Origin of the sequence: Photobacterium leiognathi, from assembly GCF_030685535.1 — a bacterium.
In the GTDB taxonomy this organism is placed as follows: domain Bacteria; phylum Pseudomonadota; class Gammaproteobacteria; order Enterobacterales; family Vibrionaceae; genus Photobacterium; species Photobacterium leiognathi.
In genome coordinates this window covers 759,238-780,810 of sequence record NZ_CP131599.1, presented here as the reverse complement: position 1 = coordinate 780,810, position 21,573 = coordinate 759,238, and the positions used below count along the sequence as shown (strand labels likewise).

17 protein-coding genes and 1 pseudogene are annotated in these 21,573 nt (G+C 37.9%); 7 read left to right on the top strand and 11 right to left on the bottom strand.

The window, feature by feature from the left end; genetic code table 11:
* Positions 1-17: 17 nt before the first annotated feature.
* Positions 18-1,676, bottom strand: coding sequence for an ATPase RavA domain-containing protein (locus tag Q7674_RS03605; RefSeq protein ID WP_045062513.1), 1,659 nt, complete (start codon positions 1,674-1,676; stop codon positions 18-20).
* Between the two features lie 303 nt (positions 1,677-1,979).
* Here Q7674_RS03605 and Q7674_RS03600 point away from each other — a divergent pair, with 303 nt between their 5' ends.
* Positions 1,980-2,810 carry a phosphate ABC transporter substrate-binding protein gene (locus Q7674_RS03600; protein WP_045062514.1) on the top strand — a complete coding sequence of 277 codons (831 nt, stop codon included), beginning with the start codon at positions 1,980-1,982 and terminating at the stop codon, positions 2,808-2,810.
* Between the two features lie 88 nt (positions 2,811-2,898).
* Here Q7674_RS03600 and Q7674_RS03595 read toward each other — a convergent pair whose 3' ends face one another.
* Positions 2,899-3,774 carry a sulfurtransferase gene (locus Q7674_RS03595; RefSeq protein WP_045062516.1) on the bottom strand — a complete coding sequence of 292 codons (876 nt, stop codon included), beginning with the start codon at positions 3,772-3,774 and terminating at the stop codon, positions 2,899-2,901.
* A 47-nt stretch (positions 3,775-3,821) separates the two neighbouring features.
* A complete protein-coding gene (locus Q7674_RS03590; protein ID WP_045062518.1) occupies positions 3,822-4,658 on the bottom strand; it encodes a DUF5718 family protein in 837 nt (278 codons plus the stop codon).
* A gap of 192 nt (positions 4,659-4,850) precedes the next feature.
* On the opposite strand from Q7674_RS03590, the gene Q7674_RS03585 reads away from it, so the two are divergent.
* Together Q7674_RS03585 and Q7674_RS03580 are read left to right on the top strand one after the other, a co-directional pair.
* Positions 4,851-5,969, top strand: a complete 1,119-nt coding sequence (locus Q7674_RS03585) for a S1 family peptidase (protein ID WP_045062520.1) — start codon at positions 4,851-4,853, stop codon at positions 5,967-5,969.
* Positions 5,970-6,100: 131 nt separating this feature from the next.
* Positions 6,101-7,039, top strand: coding sequence for a siroheme synthase (locus tag Q7674_RS03580; RefSeq protein ID WP_107229558.1), 939 nt, complete (start codon positions 6,101-6,103; stop codon positions 7,037-7,039).
* Positions 7,040-7,113: 74 nt separating this feature from the next.
* On the opposite strand, the gene Q7674_RS03575 is transcribed toward Q7674_RS03580, so the two are convergent.
* Positions 7,114-7,611 (bottom strand): DUF1097 domain-containing protein, encoded by a 498-nt coding sequence (locus tag Q7674_RS03575; RefSeq protein WP_305421704.1) that lies wholly within the window; start codon positions 7,609-7,611, stop codon positions 7,114-7,116.
* Between the two features lie 292 nt (positions 7,612-7,903).
* Here Q7674_RS03575 and nagZ point away from each other — a divergent pair, with 292 nt between their 5' ends.
* A complete protein-coding gene (nagZ, locus tag Q7674_RS03570) occupies positions 7,904-8,908 on the top strand; it encodes a beta-N-acetylhexosaminidase (protein WP_305421702.1) in 1,005 nt (334 codons plus the stop codon).
* An 84-nt stretch (positions 8,909-8,992) separates the two neighbouring features.
* On the opposite strand, the gene Q7674_RS03565 is transcribed toward nagZ, so the two are convergent.
* The 4 genes from Q7674_RS03565 to Q7674_RS03550 form a co-directional block, all read right to left on the bottom strand.
* Positions 8,993-10,615, bottom strand: coding sequence for an EAL domain-containing protein (locus Q7674_RS03565; protein WP_237156711.1), 1,623 nt, complete (start codon positions 10,613-10,615; stop codon positions 8,993-8,995).
* Positions 10,616-11,362: 747 nt separating this feature from the next.
* On the bottom strand, positions 11,363-12,277 hold the full coding sequence (locus Q7674_RS03560) for a cation diffusion facilitator family transporter (protein WP_023934352.1): 915 nt from the start codon (positions 12,275-12,277) through the stop codon (positions 11,363-11,365).
* 312 nt (positions 12,278-12,589) lie between these two features.
* A complete protein-coding gene (locus Q7674_RS03555) occupies positions 12,590-13,081 on the bottom strand; it encodes a hypothetical protein (protein WP_023934354.1) in 492 nt (163 codons plus the stop codon).
* Positions 13,082-13,889: 808 nt separating this feature from the next.
* Positions 13,890-14,576, bottom strand: a complete 687-nt coding sequence (locus Q7674_RS03550; protein ID WP_008989261.1) for a VC0807 family protein — start codon at positions 14,574-14,576, stop codon at positions 13,890-13,892.
* Positions 14,577-14,708: 132 nt separating this feature from the next.
* Here Q7674_RS03550 and Q7674_RS03545 point away from each other — a divergent pair, with 132 nt between their 5' ends.
* A complete protein-coding gene (locus Q7674_RS03545) occupies positions 14,709-15,254 on the top strand; it encodes an isochorismatase family protein (protein ID WP_045066385.1) in 546 nt (181 codons plus the stop codon).
* Between the two features lie 141 nt (positions 15,255-15,395).
* Here the strand turns inward: Q7674_RS03545 and Q7674_RS03540 are convergent, their stop codons facing one another.
* Both Q7674_RS03540 and Q7674_RS03535 read right to left on the bottom strand, forming a co-directional pair.
* Positions 15,396-16,154 carry a polysulfide reductase NrfD family protein gene (locus Q7674_RS03540; RefSeq protein WP_045066383.1) on the bottom strand — a complete coding sequence of 253 codons (759 nt, stop codon included), beginning with the start codon at positions 16,152-16,154 and terminating at the stop codon, positions 15,396-15,398.
* A gap of 156 nt (positions 16,155-16,310) precedes the next feature.
* Entirely contained in the window at positions 16,311-17,660 is a 1,350-nt protein-coding gene (locus Q7674_RS03535; RefSeq protein ID WP_045066381.1) for an MDR family MFS transporter, read from the bottom strand.
* A 381-nt stretch (positions 17,661-18,041) separates the two neighbouring features.
* On the opposite strand from Q7674_RS03535, the pseudogene nagA reads away from it, so the two are divergent.
* Positions 18,042-19,176 (top strand): annotated as a pseudogene (gene nagA / locus Q7674_RS03530) (N-acetylglucosamine-6-phosphate deacetylase).
* Positions 19,177-19,286: 110 nt separating this feature from the next.
* On the opposite strand, the gene Q7674_RS03525 reads toward nagA, so the two are convergent.
* Complete coding sequence (locus Q7674_RS03525) at positions 19,287-19,712, bottom strand: hypothetical protein (RefSeq protein ID WP_045066380.1); 426 nt, start codon at positions 19,710-19,712, stop codon at positions 19,287-19,289.
* 647 nt (positions 19,713-20,359) lie between these two features.
* Here Q7674_RS03525 and Q7674_RS03520 point away from each other — a divergent pair.
* Positions 20,360-21,310, top strand: a complete 951-nt coding sequence (locus tag Q7674_RS03520) for a chemotaxis protein CheV (RefSeq protein ID WP_045066379.1) — start codon at positions 20,360-20,362, stop codon at positions 21,308-21,310.
* Positions 21,311-21,573 lie beyond the last annotated feature (263 nt).

Here is a 21,573-nt window from a genome sequence, read left to right as displayed (position 1 = left end):
ACACTGATTATCAGACACTATTTGGCAAAATATTCAGAAAGATGGCTTATGCGGAAAGCACTCTTCTCAACCAAACCCTTAAGCTCAGTCACTTTATCTGCAGCATCACTGATGCTTTGTTCAATTAACGCAGGGAATGAATCATTAATAAAGTTATGTGGTAATGCACCGTGGAACTGTGAGCGAGATTTCATGATGCTATGCTCTGCATCCACAATCTTCGCCATTGCGCTGTCTACACCTTGCTGCCATGTTTGCTGCATGCTTTCGGTAATGCCTTTATTACCCGCAATCCCTACCAGTACTGCACGGTTGGCAATGTCTTTAACGGTTAAGCGATTTTGCGCATCAATTTCAAACTGCAAACGACACAGATGAGTATTCTTATTAACAAAACCGTAGATATCACATTTACCTGTGCGGATCTTCTTATCAAACTCATCACCATCCACATAAACCCAACGGCTATCTCCCGGCTCTTGCTCAGAAACAGATGGGTTTTGTTGCAGCATCACTAATTTGATCATGCGTGGATTGTTATTAACATTAAAACGGGCAGCAGTTGCAAAGTTATACTTAAACCACTCTTTACGCATGGTGCTTTCTTTGGTGAAAGTAATAGCAAGTTTCTCTGCTACATCATCGTTAATAGTGTTAATGATGGTTTCTGCTTCATTGGCATCTAACGCAGACTCTTTTTGATTGAATGCATAATCAGAGGCAAACTTATCAACGATATTACAGATCACGTTGCGCGATTCTGGGCTATGCCATAAACAGTCTTGTAGCAGTAATAAATCAAGTGGGTTAATTTCGTCTCGACCATTAAAGAAAGCGCTGGCTTTTAATAAACGTACTGATTTCTTCCAACGACGATCAGAAATGTAAAGCTCATTGTCGCTATCAATCACATCACCTTGGTTCACTTTATTTTCAACCATGGATTTCAATTGATAGATTTGCTCAAAAATCGCTTCACTTAACTGAACATCATCAATGTGCTGTTGCCAGTTAATGTATTCCTCATCTTTAATCGTAAGACTTGGATCGATTTCTTGTAACGTAGGGCCTTCGCCCATCAACATGGCTTTAAAGTTTTGTTTCTCTTGAATACGGTTAACGAATACACGAACTAACATACGATCGTATAGGGCGTCTAAACCGCTATCTTCATCTGGTAATTCGTTAGATGCCGTGATCAATAAACGCATTGGTACAGGTAGCACATCTTGGCCGTTTTTGAATGTGCGCTCGTTCACCACGGTTAATAAGGTATTAAGAATAGCAGGACCAGCTTTCCAAATTTCATCAAGGAAAACCACTTGTGCAGTCGGTAAATAGCCATCAGTTAAACGTACATATTTACCGTTATCTTTTAATTCTTGAATAGATAGAGGACCGAATACTTCTTCCGGCGTTGAGAAACGCGTCATCAAGTAATCAAAGAATTTACTGTCATCAAAAGCTTGGATAAGACGTTTCGCAATCAAACTTTTTGCAATACCAGGAGGACCTAAAAGAAAAACACTTTCCCCTGCTAATGCAGCTAGCAAACACAGCTTTATCACTTCTTCGCGTTCGTAAACGCCATTAGAAAGCCCTTTGATCAGTTTTTGAATACGTTCAGATAAAATAGCTTTATTCGGAGTTGTTGCTGTTGTTGCCATTGTGAGCATAAAACCAACCTTGTTTATATATCCTGCTTACGCTTTAACTGCGTCTATATCACTAAGAGCACTGCTCTACTTTTAATGTTATATCTATAAAACGACTTTATCACTGTAACAAGTTGATTCAAAATTTTATCTTGTAATCACTCAGTTATTGGCTATATAGATTCATATACTTAACGTTTTTTAGTGGCTATTCCTAGCTTAATTTTGACTTTAAATCACTTTTGATTCTGTGTCTTATTCACAAGATTGTCACACTTTTGAAATAAGATACAGCGCGAAATAATTAAGCTCATGGAGTAAAAAATGCTTAAAACAATAATTAGTCTGCTGACATTAGGGCTATGTGTCACTTCAGCAACTGTACAAGCCAAAGAAACAGTTACTGTTGCAGGATCGACTTCAGTTAGTCACATTATGGATGTATTGGCTGATACCTATTCACTAACCCACAAAAACACCACGATAGCGATCCAAGGTACAGGCTCTACTGCAGGCATCACTGCTGTAAAGCAAGGTGCGGCTGAAATTGGCATGAGCTCTCGTATTATTGAACCGACTGAGCTTGAAGGTGATTACAAAACAGTGACCATTGCTCATGATGGTATCGCGCTAGTAGTAAATAAAGATAACCCTGTATCGAACTTAACTCATCAGCAAGTGATGGATATTTACCAAGGTAAGATCACTAACTGGAAATCAATTAACGGTATCGATTTAGACATGGCTGTCGTTAGCCGTGAAAATGCCTCAGGCTCCCGCTTTTCGTTTGAACACTTTATGGGGTTAACCAAGAAAGTTTCTGAATTTACCGTTTCAGACATTAGCCCACGTGTTTTAGTGGTTAGCACTAATGGCATGGTGAAAAGCTTAGTTTCTCGTAATAAACATGCGATTGGCTATGTATCACTGGGATCTGTTGATGATTCTGTTAAAGCGGTTTCTTACGATAATGTTTTCCCAACCATTGCAAAAGTTGAGTCAGGTGAATACAAAATTGCACGCCCATTCCTGTTGATGTTCAAAGAAAGCAAACTAGATAAAGATGCGCAGCAATTCATTAAGTTTGTTTTATCAAATCAAGCACAAACCATAATTCGTGATAAAGGTTATGTCTCTATTGATGAGAAAGCATAACAACGCAGCGAGTCACTAACTGACAAAATAAAAGGCGAACAGCAATGACATTCAGTCAACTGTTCGCCTTTTTATATTGATAGAAAAACTACTTCACAACAGGGTAACGTTCGTTAGCGCCCCATTCAGTCCATGAACCATCATAAACTGTAAGTACGTTACGACCGACACGATGTGCAGCCAACGCTAAAATACAAGCGGTGATGCCGGAACCACAGCTAAAAATCAAACGCTGATCGGGGCGAGAAATACCATCAAACTTGGTTTGAATATCGGCTAATTCAACAAAATGTCCATCATTAAGCAATTCTGCAAAAGGCAAGTTCTTCGCATTAGGCATATGACCACTGCGGATCCCTGCACGCGGCTCTTTTACTGAGCCAAGAAAACGCGCTCTTGGGCGAGCATCTATCACAGCAACACTATCATCTGCCAATAACTGATTTAAACCATCAGCATCAATCACCCACTCAGGCTGTAGCTCTGCATTAAAGACTGATGGCGTAATAGTAGTCAATTCGCCTGATTCAGTGTCGTATCCAGCAGCAATCCAAGCAGGTAGACCACCATCCAATACAGAAACTTTATTGTGACCCATCGCTTTAAACATCCACCAGCCACGTGCTGATGAAAACATACCTAAGCTATCGTAAATCACCACATGGGTATCATTACTGATCCCTAGCTTGCTAACTTCACGAGCAAACTGCTCAGCCGATGGCAACATATGGGGTAAATCAGTATTGGGTTCAGCCAACTTGTCGTTAATATCAAAAAAGCGAGCCCCTTGAATACGCTTATCAATAAGCTCTTGCTCTGCACTACGATCAACACCAGGCATAAACGAGCTAGCATCTAATACCACAAGATCTTGCAGTGTGTTACTCGCATTGGCTTGATTTTCTAATGCTTGGTGTAACCATTGTACCGAGACTAAATCTTCATGCTGATTGGGTAACGACATTGCTGATCCTTATTCTGTTTAAATAACTAACTTGTTTATTTTACTACTTAATCAACGGTCTGTACTAGCACAGACAAGCCATCACTTTGCCAATCATTGTTTTCAGCCATGCTAACAATATCATCATGGTTATATAGCGTACCGTCATATACTACAACGATGCTGGTATCACCAGATTGCAAGAAATGCGTTTCGCCATAAGGTGTGTAGCGTGTAGCACCAATACTGATAATGGCTTGTTTAGGATGATCAGTAATATTAAGCAATGCTTTAATGTTTTCTGTCGGACCTACATCTTGCTGACAGTTCATACGCTCAATAACCCAATCAAGCAATTTCTGATGGAAGTAGCTATAACCAATGACAGGGCTATCTTCACCATAAGTGTGTAACTGACCGTTATGTTGATGGAAGCTGGCAATGCGATAACGATCTAAAATACCACCTTGCTCAAACGTATCAATATCAATCAAGGTGTTAGAGATCCCTTTACTATTCGCGCCCCAGTTCTTTTTCTCACTGATCTTATTGGCGTTAGGCTTACGAATAGAACAATCGTTATAAGCAGCAAATTGACGTGGAGTTAACGCTGCAACTTCAATATTACCATCACTAGATGGTGTATATTCGATGTCACAAATCAACGCCACTTCTGGTTCAATTTGCAGATTATCAGCATCATTGGGTGGCGTAATATTCGTTGACGATAATGGATACACCGTTAGAAATGAATCGACATTAGAAGACAAATAAAAAGGGAAAATCGCTTTGGGTTGAACCGCTTCTTTTACTTCAACCTTTAAGAAATCAGCCGCTTCCCCAGCTTGTTCAAGATGACCCGCAAAATTGCCAGCAACCCCAAAACCAATACATGACTTAAACATATCGCATCCATTAAATAATAAAATTATTGGCATTTTAAAGGCTTATGAACACTGAATCTGTAATCGACCATGCATTTTCAAGTATCAAAATCAATAAGCATTCACTTTTTTGAGATCTAAAACGCATGACGTCATTTTATTGACACGCAAAGCTACGCTTAAAGAAACAATCAGTTCAAGGCGGAGCTGCATATGAAGTATCATCTTTGGGTGGGATACATATTTTTATCGTTTTTCTTATTTATCAATCCTTATACTTATTCAAGTACAAATTCTCAACCTATAACCAAAGCAATCAATGGAACAGATGCAACATTGTACGCCCCACTACTATTACCGTGGCAAGCAGCAATAAAACAAAATTCTTACGATAGTATCAGCTGTGGCGCCGTGGTTATAAGTGAATTTTGGTTACTTACAGCTGCACATTGTAACCCTATTGATATTGATGAAATTGCTATCGCTGGTACAAGCTTAATCAAAGACGGTGACTTCAGTGATCTTGACCAAAAGTATCAATTTAAAATTAAGCAAATCATTCCCCATCCTGATTACAACGAAGATTATTTCCTTAACGACATTACACTATTACGTGTTGAAAGATCTCTTTATGAAGTTGCTCAACCAATTAAAATTGCGACTATCGAAGAACAATATTTAGCTGATATTGAATTTGAGAGCTCTTGGATTACTTATGGCAACTCTCCAGCAACGGTCATAGCCTCTGGTTGGGGAGATACTCTTGAATTCAACTCACCAACAACATTACAAGTCATCACGCTCGCAGGTGTTCCTGATAACCAATGCAACGGTCTAATACTTAATGATGATCAGATGGTTTGTGCAGATTCAAATATTAATGGTTTAATTAAAGATGTATGTCGTGGTGATTCTGGAGGACCACTGATTTGGCAAAATAAATCCAACATTATGGACAGTGATAAAGGCATTCGATTAATTGGTTTAACCAGCAATGGTCAAAGATGCTCAATAAGAATTAATGAAAGCGAAAATCAATACAATCAACTCACAGGGCAATACACTCAAGTCTCTACACACCGCGAATGGATTGAACAACAAATACGTTTACATGGAAAAAAACCATCTTTCTCGCTAGATGATAATTCACTTCGACCAACTTTAGATACAGACCCTTTTTCTGTGGCAAAAGATATTCCTGATAACAATGAGGAAATTATAAAAAACACATATCGTAGTGGAGGAAATATATCACTCAATTGGCTTTTTTCAGGTTTAATCATAATGATTTGGCGTCGCAATCTAACAAAGCGGTATAAATACAACAGCTAAACGTTATGTGCTTGCTGGCAAGTACAATTTCATGATACTAGTTCTAATACACGTTTAATCACGTAATGCTTTGTTAACAATGATTTCTTAATGCTTACAGTAATCTATGCTCGTCTATCGGATTTAATAAAATGGATTTTTTCCCAGTATTTTTAAAATTAACACAAAAAAAAGTGCTTGTTGTCGGTGGTGGCGAAGTCGCTTGCCGTAAGGTTGATTTACTTTTAAAAGCGAGCGCCAATATCACCCTTATATCACCTGAGTTACACCCTCACCTTGCTACATTATTAAATGAAGGGCAGTTTACTTACATCCAAGCGGAATACGATAAATCGCAAATTACAGGTTTTGATCAGGTTTGGGCTACAACAGATGTTAAAGCCCTTAACCATCAGGTTTACCATGACGCTAATGCATTACAAATTTGGACGAACGTCGTTGATGATCCTGATTTTTGTGATTTCATTACCCCATCGATGATTGATCGCTCACCAATTCAGGTAGCAATTTCAAGTGGCGGCGCATCTCCAGTTCTTGTTCGCTATATTCGTGAACAACTTGAAACACAACTGCCACAAAATCTCAGCTTATTGGCGAGTTTTTCAGGTCAGCAACGTGGTCGTATTAAGCAATACTATAAAACCGTTGATGAGCGTCGTAAGTTTTGGGAGCATTTCTTCCGCTCTCCTGCCGTTGAAGAGGCAACAACAACTGAACAACTAGAACAAATCTTTACTGAGTTATTAGAAAAGCATGAAGATACAGGTGCTAACTTGTATTTAATTGAAACAGGTAATGATCCTGAATTACTAACAATCAAAGCATTACGTTTAATGCAACAGTCTGAATTTGTTCTTTATCCTCAAGATAAAAATGACATTTTCGTTGATCTATGCCGCCGCGATGCAGACCGAGAAAGCTATCAATACACCGAGCTTGTTGAGCGAGTAGAAGCACTACTAGCAGAAGGATTACGTGTTTGTGTATTAGCGCCTAAAGATCAGCATCGTCCTGCATTAAAGAAACTCTGCGCTGATATAAACGGTATCTTTGTTCCTAGCCACGGCTAGACTACTATCACATAAACAAAAAAGCCGCTGGTGTGATCGATTCACAGCAGCGGCTTTTTCAAATTCAGATGGTCTTAATCTTTAATAAGTTGAGTGTCACAATCAGTGTCGGCTGTTTTTTTTTCAGCCAGTTTTGCATGAAGCCATAAACCAGAGCTTTTCATTAGATAGCCAAAAATTACACCAACAACTAAAGACGGTATCACTAATTGCCAGTTTCCATTGGCAGCAAACGTCGCACATGAACCAATGAATGTACCGGGAATAAAAGATAGCCACGATTTTTTCGCTTGTACGCACATCATAAATGCAACAATAGCAGTGACAACGTAACCGATAATATCAAGGCTAACCATTGATGATAGTTTAATGATCACCATAGCCCAAAACACACCGCTAAGGTTCGTTGCGATACTTACACCAACACCTTTAATACCATCACGTTGAAGTGCAAAATATGTCGTACAGCCTAGAAATCCTCCCCAACTCAACAAGCCGAGCGATACTGCAACCCATCCCCAAATCCCAGATAAGATCCCAGTAGTTATAGCAATCGTAACAAGTACAGACATAATTTCACTCTTAACAACACTCAGTATGTTGCTAAGTGTAACGTAAGATTAAGAGAAATTAATCAACCAAGATCACATACAATGAAAGTTATTACATCCTGTTTCATTGATTGTAAGTTATGCGTCACTCTATGATTTTGGCGTTGGTGGTTAAAATGTCAGTGATTGGTTAATAACGGTCAGTCACTAAACAATTACCGTAATATCAATAAGTAAAAGTAGATTATGAATTGCGGATAAAATTTACTATGGTAATTTAATCGCCTAACCTAATGTTACTCGGAGCACAGTCATGGGACCTTTAATGCTTGATGTATCAAGTTACGAACTTGATGCAGAAGAACGCGAAATTATTCAACATCCTACCGTTGGTGGGATCATCTTTTTCGCACGTAATTATGACAACCGAGAGCAACTTCGTGCGTTAGTAAAAGACATTCGTAAAGCCGCTAAACGCCCTCTTTTGATCGGTGTTGACCAAGAAGGCGGTCGTGTTCAACGTTTCCGTGATGGCTTTACTCAACTCCCACCTGCACGTGCCTTTGCAGCATCTGAAAATGGCGAAGCATTAGCAAAACAAGGCGGTTGGTTAATGGCGGCTGAATTATTAGCTATGGATATTGATATCAGTTTCGCCCCAGTGTTGGATCTTGGTTACGATTGTAAAGCCATTGGCGATCGTGCTTTTTCTGATAATCCACAAGAAATCATCCGCCATGCCAGTCAGTTTATCCAAGGTATGGCACAAGCAGGCATGGCTGCAACGGGTAAGCACTTCCCTGGTCACGGTGGTGTGATTGCAGATTCTCACTTAGAAACACCTTATGATTCTCGTGACAATATCAAACAACATGATATGACAGTGTTTAAGCATCTTATCGAGAACAATCTGCTACAAGGCATGATGCCAGCACACGTTGTATTTGATGCTTATGATGAAAAACCTGCAAGTGGCTCTGAATACTGGTTAAAACAGGTGTTGCGTGAAGAGCTTGGTTACCAAGGTGTGATCTTCTCTGATGATCTTAATATGAAAGGTGCTGACGTATTAGGCAGTTACAGCGAACGTGCTGTGGCAGCTCAGGAAGCCGATTGTGACATGGTAATGTTATGTAATAACCGTGAAGGTGCTGTGCAAGCTCTTGATGGCCTACCTCAAATACAGGTTCCTATTTTAGAAACTCTACTGAAAAAACCGACTGGTGAGTACAGCGATCTGATCAACACGCGTATGTGGCAAGAGACACAAGCTACGATTTCTCGTTTAGCCCAAGAGTGGAAAGAGAAAAACGCATAATCAACTAATTAAGTACTGATGCAATAAAGCCGACATAATGTCGGCTTTTTTATCGAGTCATCATTTTTATTTCAATCACCAAAGCTATCCAAGAATGATACTGTGTCGTTTTTGAATTTCTTGGTTATACAAAGAAAACTCTTCAGCATCCATCGGCATTCCAAAGTAATAGCCTTGCTGCAGATAAACATCACGCTCTAACAGATATAATGATTGCTCTTTTGTTTCTACCCCTTCAGCAATCATCTCCATTCCAGCTTGCTTACCGAAAGCGATTATCGAATCGAGTAGTGACAGTTTGATATCCGTTGTTCCAATATTTTCTACAAACATCTTATCGATTTTTAAACTGCGCAAATTAAGCTCTTGAATGTAACTAAAACCACCATAGCCAGTTCCTGCATCATCGAGTTTAATGTCGATGCCTTGCGATTTAAGGTATGCAATCACTTCAGAGGCAATGGCTAAGTTTTCAAACTGCTTACGCTCAGTAATTTCAAACGCAACCTGCTTTACTGATATTTTTGACTTACTAAATAGCTGTAAAGAGCTGTTCATTAATTCTAGATTTTCGAGTTGCTGAGGAACTAAATTAATACTGATAACACGATTGGTTAATTGCCAATTAATGATACTTAGATCTTTTATGGTCTTCTCTATTAGCAGATTAGTAATTGGAATAATTTGCCCACTTTTTTCAACATAAGGAATAAATTCCATTGGAGAAATAAGCCCAGCCCCTTTTTTCTTCCACCGCGCTAAAACCTCACAACCATAAAGCTCATTCGTTTTAACATTAACGATCGGTTGATAATACGGGATAAATTCACGTTTAGTGATCCCTCGCTGTACTAATGCATGTAAAGATAATCGACGACGAATTAAAGAGCGACGTAATAAGATAAGAAATGCCGCGATTGAACACCCTATTAAGAATAAGGGCATTCGTAATTCTTGAGCTGTTTTATCAATAATTTCAGGTTTGATATAACTAGAAAGCCGCAAACCATTAGGTAATGAAACATAGTAAATCGGTTCTTTAGAATAAAGTTTAATATCTCCTTGCCAAGAGAAATTTTCTACTTCTTCATTCATCGATACGGACGTTAGGACGCAATCATCACAGTATTTATTTCTTAAAATCTCTTCAACTATCGGCTCTAAAGAAACAATTAATTCACCTTTATCGCCTTTCCAATGCACTTCAAATATACGCTGAAGGCTATCAATTTTTGAAGAAAGCCATAACGACATATTTTCGCCATAATTGCTTATCTTCGTTGAATTAATATCATGGGTATGTGTTTGTTCAGAGTAGCTAGAACAAGTATTTTGACCATAGGGCGTTAAAGATATTTTACGGATCAGATAGTTACTGTAAGCAATACGGCTAAGTTGAGTTTGCTCTTTCTCGCTGCAAGTGAAATCAAAATTGCGACTTAAATTATTAATAAAAACCTGATAATCACCAATATTCTTGATATATGTTTGTACTAATTCATCCGTATCGACTTGAATTTTACTGGAGATCTGTTTAACAGCGAAATATGGTGCCATGGTTGTACAACCAAAACCAACGAGTATGATAAAGAACATTAAACCAATGCCTATCTGCCCTGAAAATCGCATTAGTAAAATATCATTAATATTCTTTGTGAATTTGTCGCGTTTAAACATCCTAAGAACCATTATTAAAATTACGCTCACCTGCTTCCTTACAGGTAAATGTAATAATTTATTACCTTTATTAACGTTAAGATCTAATCTTTAGTTAAACAAGTATCATAAGAAATAAAATAATGTCATGGATCACAGCTTTTAAAGTATGATTTTCACTTATAAAAACCCAGAATATTTTATAAAACAAAGTGATATTGGTTTTCGATTATATTTAGATACCAAATACAAATAATGCATTTGTATTTAATCACCTTTAAATAGTAATTGATGATGTAGGTAATAATTATAATAAGTAGATTGAAAAGAATAGAAATAAAGTTAGAACTAAATCACACATATAATATTTGTGACTAAAATCAAAATAATAAAAAAGCGCCAAATGCGCTCTTTTAATTCATCAATATAGAGTATAAGTCGAACAATGATTATAAGCTTTCCTTGCTATAATCAATATTCTTTGTACATTTTTTCTCTTTTAAAATGATAAAAAACGCACCCACAATGAACGCTAATACTAAAGCGGTTTCCATGATTCACCTATGATAAAATTTATGATTTTAGCAATGGCTAAAAATTAACTCTAAAATGCAAAGATAATTTTTAGAACGAAGAAATCATACAAGAATGCTGTAGTGATTGCATTATGAGGGTTAATGTTTTGTAAAATTCAAGAAGAAATTTTAGAAATGTAACAATTGATAAAGGATTGTTAGGATAATCGCTATTAAATAGATAATTATCCTAACATAATCACAGCAGAATTTTTATTCTATGCTATAACCAGCGCTCCTGAGCCGTAAAGCTAACAGAAAGCCATGTTTCACCGAGATCATCTTCAAGTCTGTCCCAGATGATTTGGCGAATACGATCTTGCTGCTTTGTCGTCCATTTGTTTTCATCTTTGACTAAGATGTTTATTTCGAGATCATATTGACGACCAATTTTGGCAAAGTGATGAGTGTAGTCATCAAAATCGTACTTTTCTGACAGTTCAGCAATCACTTGATCAACGTGCTCTTGCGCACTGTCTTGCGGTGCAACAAGTAATACTTCTTTTAAGTTTCGTCTTAACACTTTGATCGGCAATATTGATGCTGCGATAGACAGTGTTGTTACAAGAATTGGATCGACATAGGCATTCCATTTTGAATAACCCAGCGCATCAAATATCACAACTAAAATGAAACCTACGAGTATTGCAGCGCTCAAGATGGCATCAACTAGCCACTCTTGGGAGTCAACACGTACTAATTCAGAATCGACACTTCTCGCAATATGTGTTTCAAAGAAGTAAATCGAAAAACAGCTTACTGTAGAAAGTACCGCATAGATAATTGCGTCGCCCAATACTATGTCATGACCACCATGCATGATTGTTTGTACGCCAGTTATAAATGCAAATAAACAGGTGATTAAAATCAATAAGCCGTTTACTACGTTTATGAGAGGTTCAAAATGGGCATATCCAAATTGAAATTGTTCATCATCGGGCTTAGATACTAAATATGCGGTGTAAAGACTTAGCCCGGTCATCCCCATACTTAAGAAAGAAAACATACCATCAAGTAAAATGGCATTAGAGCCTACATATAAGCCATAGCCAATACCCAGCGAAGCAACAAAAATCGTACCCGCTAACGATATCTTCAGAGCCATTCTCTCTTTACTAATTTTACGGCATGTAGCCATAATATCCTCCTAGTTTTTACTTAAAATACTGTGTAACTATCCGTCACAATTGAAAATTTACGTCTAAGAACACACCTATATTTAATAATATAGATACTAATACCATATCACTAAAACTGTTTTTTGAGAAAATTTTGATATGTATTCAGTATTAAATAATGCTAATTGCATTCCTTTAAATGCCAATAATTACAGACAATATAAAGTAAGTTACATCAGAAAAGTGGCATTAAAGCATTAATTTTAAGTGAGTTAGCGACGATTTTCTTTTAATTATAAAAACAAGATATAGATATTTAACGAAAGGACAAACTAATGGTGTTCTTTCACTAACTCGAGGCGTTCAACATCGCTGTAAAAAGACACTCTTTTCACTCTGCTTAAATCAAACTCAAAACTGCTTTTATCGCACATTCTTTGCTTATTGATATCAAGTTTAGAGCGATTTCGTTGCTGCTTGTTATAGGATGAAATGTACTGTCTTTTTAGATACTCACACCGTGCTAATTTTTTACATGCTTGATAGGTTTGTAGATTTAATATTTCCCAATGTTCATTAAATTGTGCCAATGCAACATTTAAATCTTTGTAATTTTGCTCACTAATAAAACCTCTGAGCTTGTTCACTTTTTGGTATTGTTTATCCAGAAATGAATAAAAGAAATATGATTGGCTATCTGATTGAAGATTACTGCACTTCTTATCCACATACTGCACGCCTTCTTCATTTGTAGAGTTTGCAATATCGATAATTGAGCAAGCAACAATAAATAATGATGCAATGATTATTGAGGTTGGCTTCATAACGTGCCTATTATCAAATCTACATGTATAAATTATTACTCAAAAGTTCATCTTGTGTTTTAGACATTATATTTATCTTATCTCTAAGACACTTATCTCAATACCCTCCTTTAGCACAATCGAGTAGGAGGAGGCCTCGCGGCCTCCGTCCTCTTACACCACCGTACAAGCGTGGGTCGCATACGGCGGTTCCAAGGTATACCAACATTTGTTGGCCTAGATGAACTATCTAACTTCAACGCCACTGTGTCTTGTCTCTCTTCGTTAGTTGCAGTTCCATTTCCGACTTCACCGCATATTCATAACGTAGCTATAGGGACTCTACTCTTTACTGAAACTCCGCACACACTGAGAATTTGTTACCGTTTTATCTAAAACCTTGGTTCAGGCCTTCCCTACTGCGTAGGTACTATGCCCTCTGCTGATTTCTTATCAATCTTCGTCTAGCATCACTGCTAGCCTAGTCACGGAGACAATCGATAAGACCTCCCGAGGTAAGATGTCACCCTTTCCCATAGCTCTGCCTGATTTACATAATCACACTTCTGTTCGAGGCTTTGGGCTGTTCTATCTATTGCTAGGTTACCCAAGTTGATTATGCCTACTATCAGGTTTCTGTTCGTCAAAGCAATGTTTTGCCATTTGCTTCCTTCAGATTCCACCTCACGATGGACACCCTTGCATAGGCTAACGCTTCCCGCTCGACAAGGCGCGTAAAGGACTTTCACCTCTTAGGTTGGCACCATGCTCGGCGCACAACAAAAAAGCAGTGGTGTTACCCACTGCTTTCACTATCTATTTCTGCTGTTTATTGCGCTTTAAAAATTTGCGCTGTTTCTAGCTGAGTCATACGACGGATCTGACGCCATACAAAATAGAAAATCCCCATCATCATGACCATTGATGGAATTGCAATCATTGGGTAGCTAAGTAGCGTAAGGCGACCTAACTCTTCATTGAAAGCTTCTGTACCGGACTTACTGGTTACAATCACTGTCGCTAGAATGTAATTCATGATTGACGAGAAAAGAAAAGTACTCGCAAACATGTAGTTTGACTGTGTTAAGCAACGATCAAACAAATGCTGATTGTTGTTCTCTTTCAAACGCTCGTTGATTAAGCCTAGATTTAATACGCTGTCATTCAATACTAACTTGCGCACGACTGGGAACTTAGTAAATGTTGAACCAAATACCACAATACCGATCAAACCAGGGATCAGCGCTTCTTTAATGGCTAACCATTTAGTATCTAGCTCTAACAAACCAATACCACCTGTTAAAAGCACACTGACAATACCAAGCAAAGCAATAAAATTGTACTTCTTATAGCGAACAAGCTCATACCCGCCAAATGCCACAGGGAATGCTAACGCAACTAATAAGCCCCCTACTGCACCGAGTTGAGCTTCACCACTGAATTTCATTAAGATCACAGAAGGCACAATAACGTTAAAAACAATTTCACTTAACGGATTCGATTTCTTTTCAGCCATGGTTGACGCCACTTCCTTTGTTTACATTTATTTTACGTTTGTATCTTTGCATTGTTCCGTTTCTCTACAACACTGTAAAGAGCTATATGGTTACAAACCATTAAATTTTTAACAGACAAAAGGAATCGCGCAATGCTTGATATCCATAATTCTGTATTGGTTGTGATTGACGTCCAAGGCAACCTCGCGCACTTAATGCACAAGAAGGATGACTTCTTTCACCATGCTGAAATCATGGTAAAAGGCGCTGAACTTTTCGATATTCCAACACTGTGGCTAGAACAATTACCCGATAAATTAGGTGCAACCATTCCACAAATCGCCACTCCTCTACAGCAGCAAGGCTATAGTCCTATCGCTAAAGATACGTTTAGTGCCTTTCAAAATATCAGCTTCCTTGAACAGCTTCAGTTAAAACAACGTAAGTCCATTATAATTATAGGTATTGAAGCACATATTTGTGTATATCAAACCGTTATCGATCTTATTGCAGAAGGTTACCAAGTAACAGTAATCAGTGATGCGGTTAGCTCAAGAACAGAGGAAAACAAGATCGTTGCAATAAATAAGATGCAACGTGCTGGAGCGCAAATAAGCTCAACTGAAATGCTGCTTTTTGAATTACAACGTGTCGCCAGTGGCGCTCGTTTCAAAGCACTGCTAAATTTAATTAAATAGTGATGTGTTCAAATATACTTAAAGTAAGTGCCCATATCACTATTGATTTGGCATACGATGATAAAAAGGCCTCATATACATTTTCAATATGAAGATATATATGAGGCCTTTCATTATGCAATGAATGCATCAAAGTAGTAACTACATAGATAACCCAGCAGTGATACTCGAAATACCCATCACCGCACAGCTTAAAAACATCATTGCTGCTACAGGTTTGCTTTTTGTTATTAACGGCATAAGCCATAAACCTACTGCTATTAATAACGTGCCAATGCTAACTGCACGTAACACAAAACTAGTTATCGCACCCTGCTCAGCCAGTAACACTAAATTGCCAATGCCATTAATATTCGCAGCAACAGCAATCATCGCCAAAACGACACCACATAACGGAAATACATGATTTAACGCTGTTAATTTATGCTCAGCTTTAACCAGCATGCTATGTGCCAAAAGCGAGCCGCCTAGAAGTACGGCTACAATAAACTGTACAACAAGCTGAATTTGAACCGCATGTATTAACACACCATCAATAAAATATAACCCGCCCCAAGTAACAATCAGAATAAGAAATAACTTTCTCCACTTGTCACTACCAATAAGGTGCTTCTCACAAAACCAATAAGTGATGGTCAGAATGATAAAACTCAAAGCAAAAAAGGTTTCTAATCCAAAACTTGATACGCTATTCACCCCAGAGAACATCAGTGTGCCCTCTCGTAATAGCATTGCTATGATGAGTAACACCCAGATAATAGGTAGTGTTTTTAGTACCCTGTCACTTTGCCCAAAACATAATTTCCCTGACAGCATAATGCCGCCTAAGATGATGAATGCGCCAATTGAAAATTGCGTTAATACCTGAGAAAAGATAAACGGCCAGTCAGCCCACTGCATTAATGACTCCTGTACTGCATGAGTGTGCTGCCAATTACCGTAATATTTGATAGCACAAGTATTGATAAGGGCGCTATTTTGCAGAAAAGCCAGATTAAGTGCAAAGAAAAGGGATAGCTGATCACTATCCCTTGCCTATAAGCTAATAAGTTGCACTCAATCTAACGATTTACTCTTTAGTACAAATATGGTCAGTATTAACGCCAACCCAGCAATCCCAGCCATTGTAAGGTAAGTTAAATTAAACCCTTGCTGTAAAACCAGTACATCGATCTTTTGTGAAATATCAGCTGTTGGTACTTGGCTATGAAAAACAGTTGAACAGATAGCAACACCTACAGCACCGCCTAATTCTCGCCCAAAACTAAACATCGACATCCCGATGCCCCTGTCTTTTGGCGGTAAAATATGTTGAACCACGACACTCAATGCCGGCAATGTAAAACCTAACCCAAGCCCTGCAAATACCAAAGATAAATGAACGCTCCAGCCCATATACAATTGCACTAATGAACACGTCGCTAAAGCATAACCAATAACTGCACTGCGCTTATATATCCCTGACTTTGCAATATATTTGCCTGAACAATATGCCCCAGTAGTGATACTAAACATAAAGAAAACCATAATTAGACCACTTTGAGATGCCGTCATACCCTGTTGCCATTGCATCTGCAGAGGTAAATAAACCAGCACAGCAAACATCAAGAGTTGTGAGCACATGATCAAAAATACGCTGATTGCATAACCTGATAAGTGAACAAGTTTATAAGGAAGGATAGGATCAGATACACGAGCTTCTACAACGAGTAATAATAAAGAAAAACCAAGCAGTAACCCTACTAATACTGTTTTAGATAAATGTGCTTCAGGTGAAATCGCAAGTAATAGTAACGTAGTGACAACCATCAGTAATAATGCACCAAGCCAATCAAACCGACTTTTTCGCCTAATATTTAAAAGGCTCAAGTTCTTATTAATCAAGAAAACGGCTAACAACCCTAATGGAATATTTATCCAAAACACCCAGCGCCAGCTCAATTGCTCAGTAAAAAAGCCACCAAGTAATGGCCCTGCAATACTCGATACCGCATAAACCACGGATATATAACCTTGATATTTACCAACTTCTTTTGCTGGAATCGTGTCTGCTATCACCGTAAACGCAAGCGCAATCAAACCACCTCCGCCAATGCCTTGAAGAACTCGCGCAGCAATCAACATATTAATGTCTTGCGATAGACCACATGCAATAGCCCCCATCACAAAAAGTACGATGCTTATATTAAGCATACGCACTCGACCAAATAGATCACTTAACTTTCCATATAAGGGTAAAACTGCTGTCGAAGCTAATAAATAAGCAGCAACAACCCATGTGAGCAATTCACCTGCCTGTAATTCTTGCCCAATCATAGGCAAGGGTGTTGTTACAATACTTTTTTCTAATGAGCCAAGCGCTATCACTAACGCTACACTGCCGAAAATGGTTTTAGGGGTGGTCATATTGTTCTCCTTCCCCTATAAGATACTGCATCTGCTTACATCTTGAAATAAAGTGATGAATTATATATCGATTACTATACAATCGAACACTTAATGATACTAATCGACTTATTATCTAAATAAAAAAATCATATTCAACGATGCTTTTTCTGAATAACTAAAGACCAATAATGTCGAATTATGCTGTTTTTTTAATGAAATGATTTGACGTATCAGGGACTAAACAGTTATCTTATTTCACATAGAAAAATAAGATACATTTTAACGAATTCTGTCAATGTTTCGTTGCGCATTAACGCGAAATTGGCGAGACATTGTAAATAGAGAAAGGATTAACTGAGCGATACTAGCTTCAGTTCGGAAATTACAAGAGAGAAATCAATGATCGCAATTATTAATGTCAATGTATTTGATGGACAGAACACGCTAAACGATCAAGCTATCTTCGTTCAAGATGACGTAATTCAACGTATCGTTCCTATGTCAGAAGTAAACCAGGCAGAACTACCTGAAACGGTTGTTGATGCTAAAGGCATGCTAGCTTCTGCAGGTTTTATTGATCTTCAGTTAAACGGCTGTGGCGGTGTGCTTCTAAACACTGCAATTAGCACTGAAACACTGAAAATCATGAACGAAACCAACCTTAAGAGTGGTACGACTCAGTTCCTACCAACTTTCATTACAAGTGATGGTGAATCTCTTGTTGAAGTTATCGAGATGGTTGAAGGCACAGAAAAACCTGAGCAACTTGGTGTACTAGGCCTTCACCTTGAAGGTCCATTCATCAGCGTTGAGAAAAAAGGTGCTCACCGTGAAGAGTTTATCCGTCAACTAGACGAGAAAACTGCTCACTACCTAGCAGACAATGCTGACAAGATCTGTGTACTAACAGTTGCACCAGAAAACACACCACAATCTGTTATCGATATCGTTCGTGAAGCTGGCATTACAGTATCACTTGCCGTACACTAATGCAACTTACGATCAAGTGAGCGAGAAAAACGGCCTAGAAATGGCAACTCACTTATACAACGCAATGACTCCACTAGGTTCACGCGAACCAGGCGTTGTAGGTTACATCTTCGATAAAAAACCACATGCAGGTATTATCGTTGACGGTATCCACGCATCATTCCCTTCTGTTCGTATCGCACATGAAATCATGGGTGAGAAACTATTCATGGTAACAGATGCAGTAGCACCAGCTGGTACTGATATGACTGAGTTCGATATGGCAGGTCTAAAAGCATTTGTGACTGATGGTAAGTGTCATTACGCTGACGGTACAATTGCAGGTGCAGCTGTCACTATGATCCAAGGTCTAAACAACCTAATCGACCATGTTGGTCTTTCTCGTGAAGAAGCACTACGTATGGCTACGCTATATCCTGCTCAAGCTGTGAAGATTGATAACGAATACGGTATGCTAAAAGCAGGTTACAAAGCTAACATCACACTGCTTTCTGATGACAACCAAGTTAAGCACGTGTTCCAAATGGGTAAACACGTTTTCTAATATAAACGTCGTTATTCAATAAGATCAAAAAAGAGGGCTATTATTTGCCCTCTTTTTTATTGTTCAAATTTAATAAGTGACTTCTTTGTCATCTTGCAGCGCTTTTTTGTTTACGCTGCTTGTGATGTCATTGCTGGTTTTGAATCTTTGCCTTGCTTAGGCTCTACCGTCTGACTTTCTAAAACAACAGCACGCTTCTCAACCATTGCCATTTGAAACTCTCTTAATTTGAAATAACCATAAGAGACAACAATTAAGAAGAATAAATAAGACAGCGAGAATACAAATGGTGAGTTAATAACGTCCGCTTTTAAGCCCCACATTACACCAACAACTGTCACAGCCAGTTTTGCCACCATACCTAATAGTAAAAGCAATACCGCTAATTGAGGGTAACGCGTTGAACGAAATGCTAACCAGTATGCTGTGCCAACTGAAACGGCTGCAATTCCAAACCCTGCGATAAAAGAATGCAGATGTTCACCAGAAAGCACGCCACCAATCGATGATAGTAAAAAAATTAACGCTAATTTCATATATGCCTCTCTAGTTTACAGCTAAAACAGTTCAATATTGCTGTTAGGAATATTTTCTCACTTTAATGGCAATATGTATATATGCATTGAAAGATTTCACTTTTGCAAAAATGAATGTAAATCTCTGCTATAACAAAGATAAAAACCCAAGCTGTTGATTTTAAATAACCACCAAAAACAATGTAAATTAATGGTTAAATGATTATTATTGTTAACAATATCGATAAAAGGTATATTTTTAGACGATCAGATAATAATTATCAGCTCAAACAGGTAAACATATCCGTTAAATCCAAACATTCAGTATCAAAAGCAGTTTTTTCTTTCAAATTTTTAATTATAAAATACTCATTACAGATTTTGTTTTCCATATACAGTGATGAGACTATTTTATGCGCGTTCTGGCTTAAATATTTTAACTGCCATGCAGCTTTAAATGATTTTCGTGTTTGAACAACTCGACCCGCCTTTCTTTACCCGATTAATCTTGTCAACTACTTGATGCTGCATCATCAAGTTAAGATCTAGCTCACTTTTTCAGCTAAAAATCAGAGTGTTAATGACATTTCATTTAATTAAATAATAAATATGTCGATACTATTAACCTATTCAGTAGCGCCACAATTATTAACTAAGGACGGTTATACATGGCAACAATCCTAGATAGTGTTAACCAAAGAACCCAACTCGTTGGTGAAAATAGATTGGAGCTGCTGATTTTTAAACTCAACAGCCATCAATTATTTGCCATCAACGTTTTTAAAGTTCGAGAAGTCGTTAAGGTTCCTACTTTAAATTGTCTCCCGGGCTCTCATTCACATGTAAAAGGCGTTGCATCTATTCGCGGAACATCTATTCCTGTTATTGATTTACGTGCATCGATTGGGATGAGATCAACTGGCATAGATGAGCTTAGTAACCTAATCGTCACCGAATACAACGGTACTGTTCAGGCTTTTTTAGTTGGTCAGGTGATGAATATCGTCAATATGACATGGAAAGATATTCAGCCACCGCCAGATCAAGTGGGTAAAAACAACTTTCTCACTGCTATCTGCCAAATTAAACGAGAAGACGTGGATCAATTAGTGGGTATCATTGATGTAGAAAAAGTACTTGCCAATATTATCGACTACAACATTAAGATTTCCGACGCATTATTAAACAATGAAGTTAGCCAAAAGTTACAAGGTCACAAGATTTTAATTGTTGATGACTCTCCTACTGCACGTAACTTGATCAAATCAACACTAATGCAATTAGGTATTGAGGTCATTGAAGCAAATAATGGTCAGCAAGCTTATGATCTACTCGATAGATGGTGCCATGTGGGTAAAACCGTAACGGATGAGATCCTAATGATGTTTACTGATGCAGAAATGCCTGAAATGGATGGTTATCGCCTTACGCATAAAGTTCGACATGATCCAAGAATGTCTAATTTATACATAACGCTAAATACATCATTAAGTGGTAACTTTAATGAAGCAATGACTGAAAAAGTAGGCTGTAATAAGTTTATTTCTAAATTCCAACCAGATCTTATCGTAGAAGTTGTTCATAACAGATTATTAGAAAAACTAGCGATCGAAAGTTAATTAAAATCCATTCAAAAGCCAATAAGACAAGTCACTTTGTTTTATTGACATTTGATGGTGTGGAATTGGAAATTTAGTGAGCAACCATTATTAAAAATAAGCCAAGTGCGATTATTATCGCGGTCACTATGAGTAATACTTCAAATACATGCTCTGACATATAATTCCTAGATATTACAATGTAATATAAACAATCCGTTGCAGGAGTAGAACAATGGTGAATATCCCATTCTCTATCTTTAGTATAGTTTTTTAATCTAAAT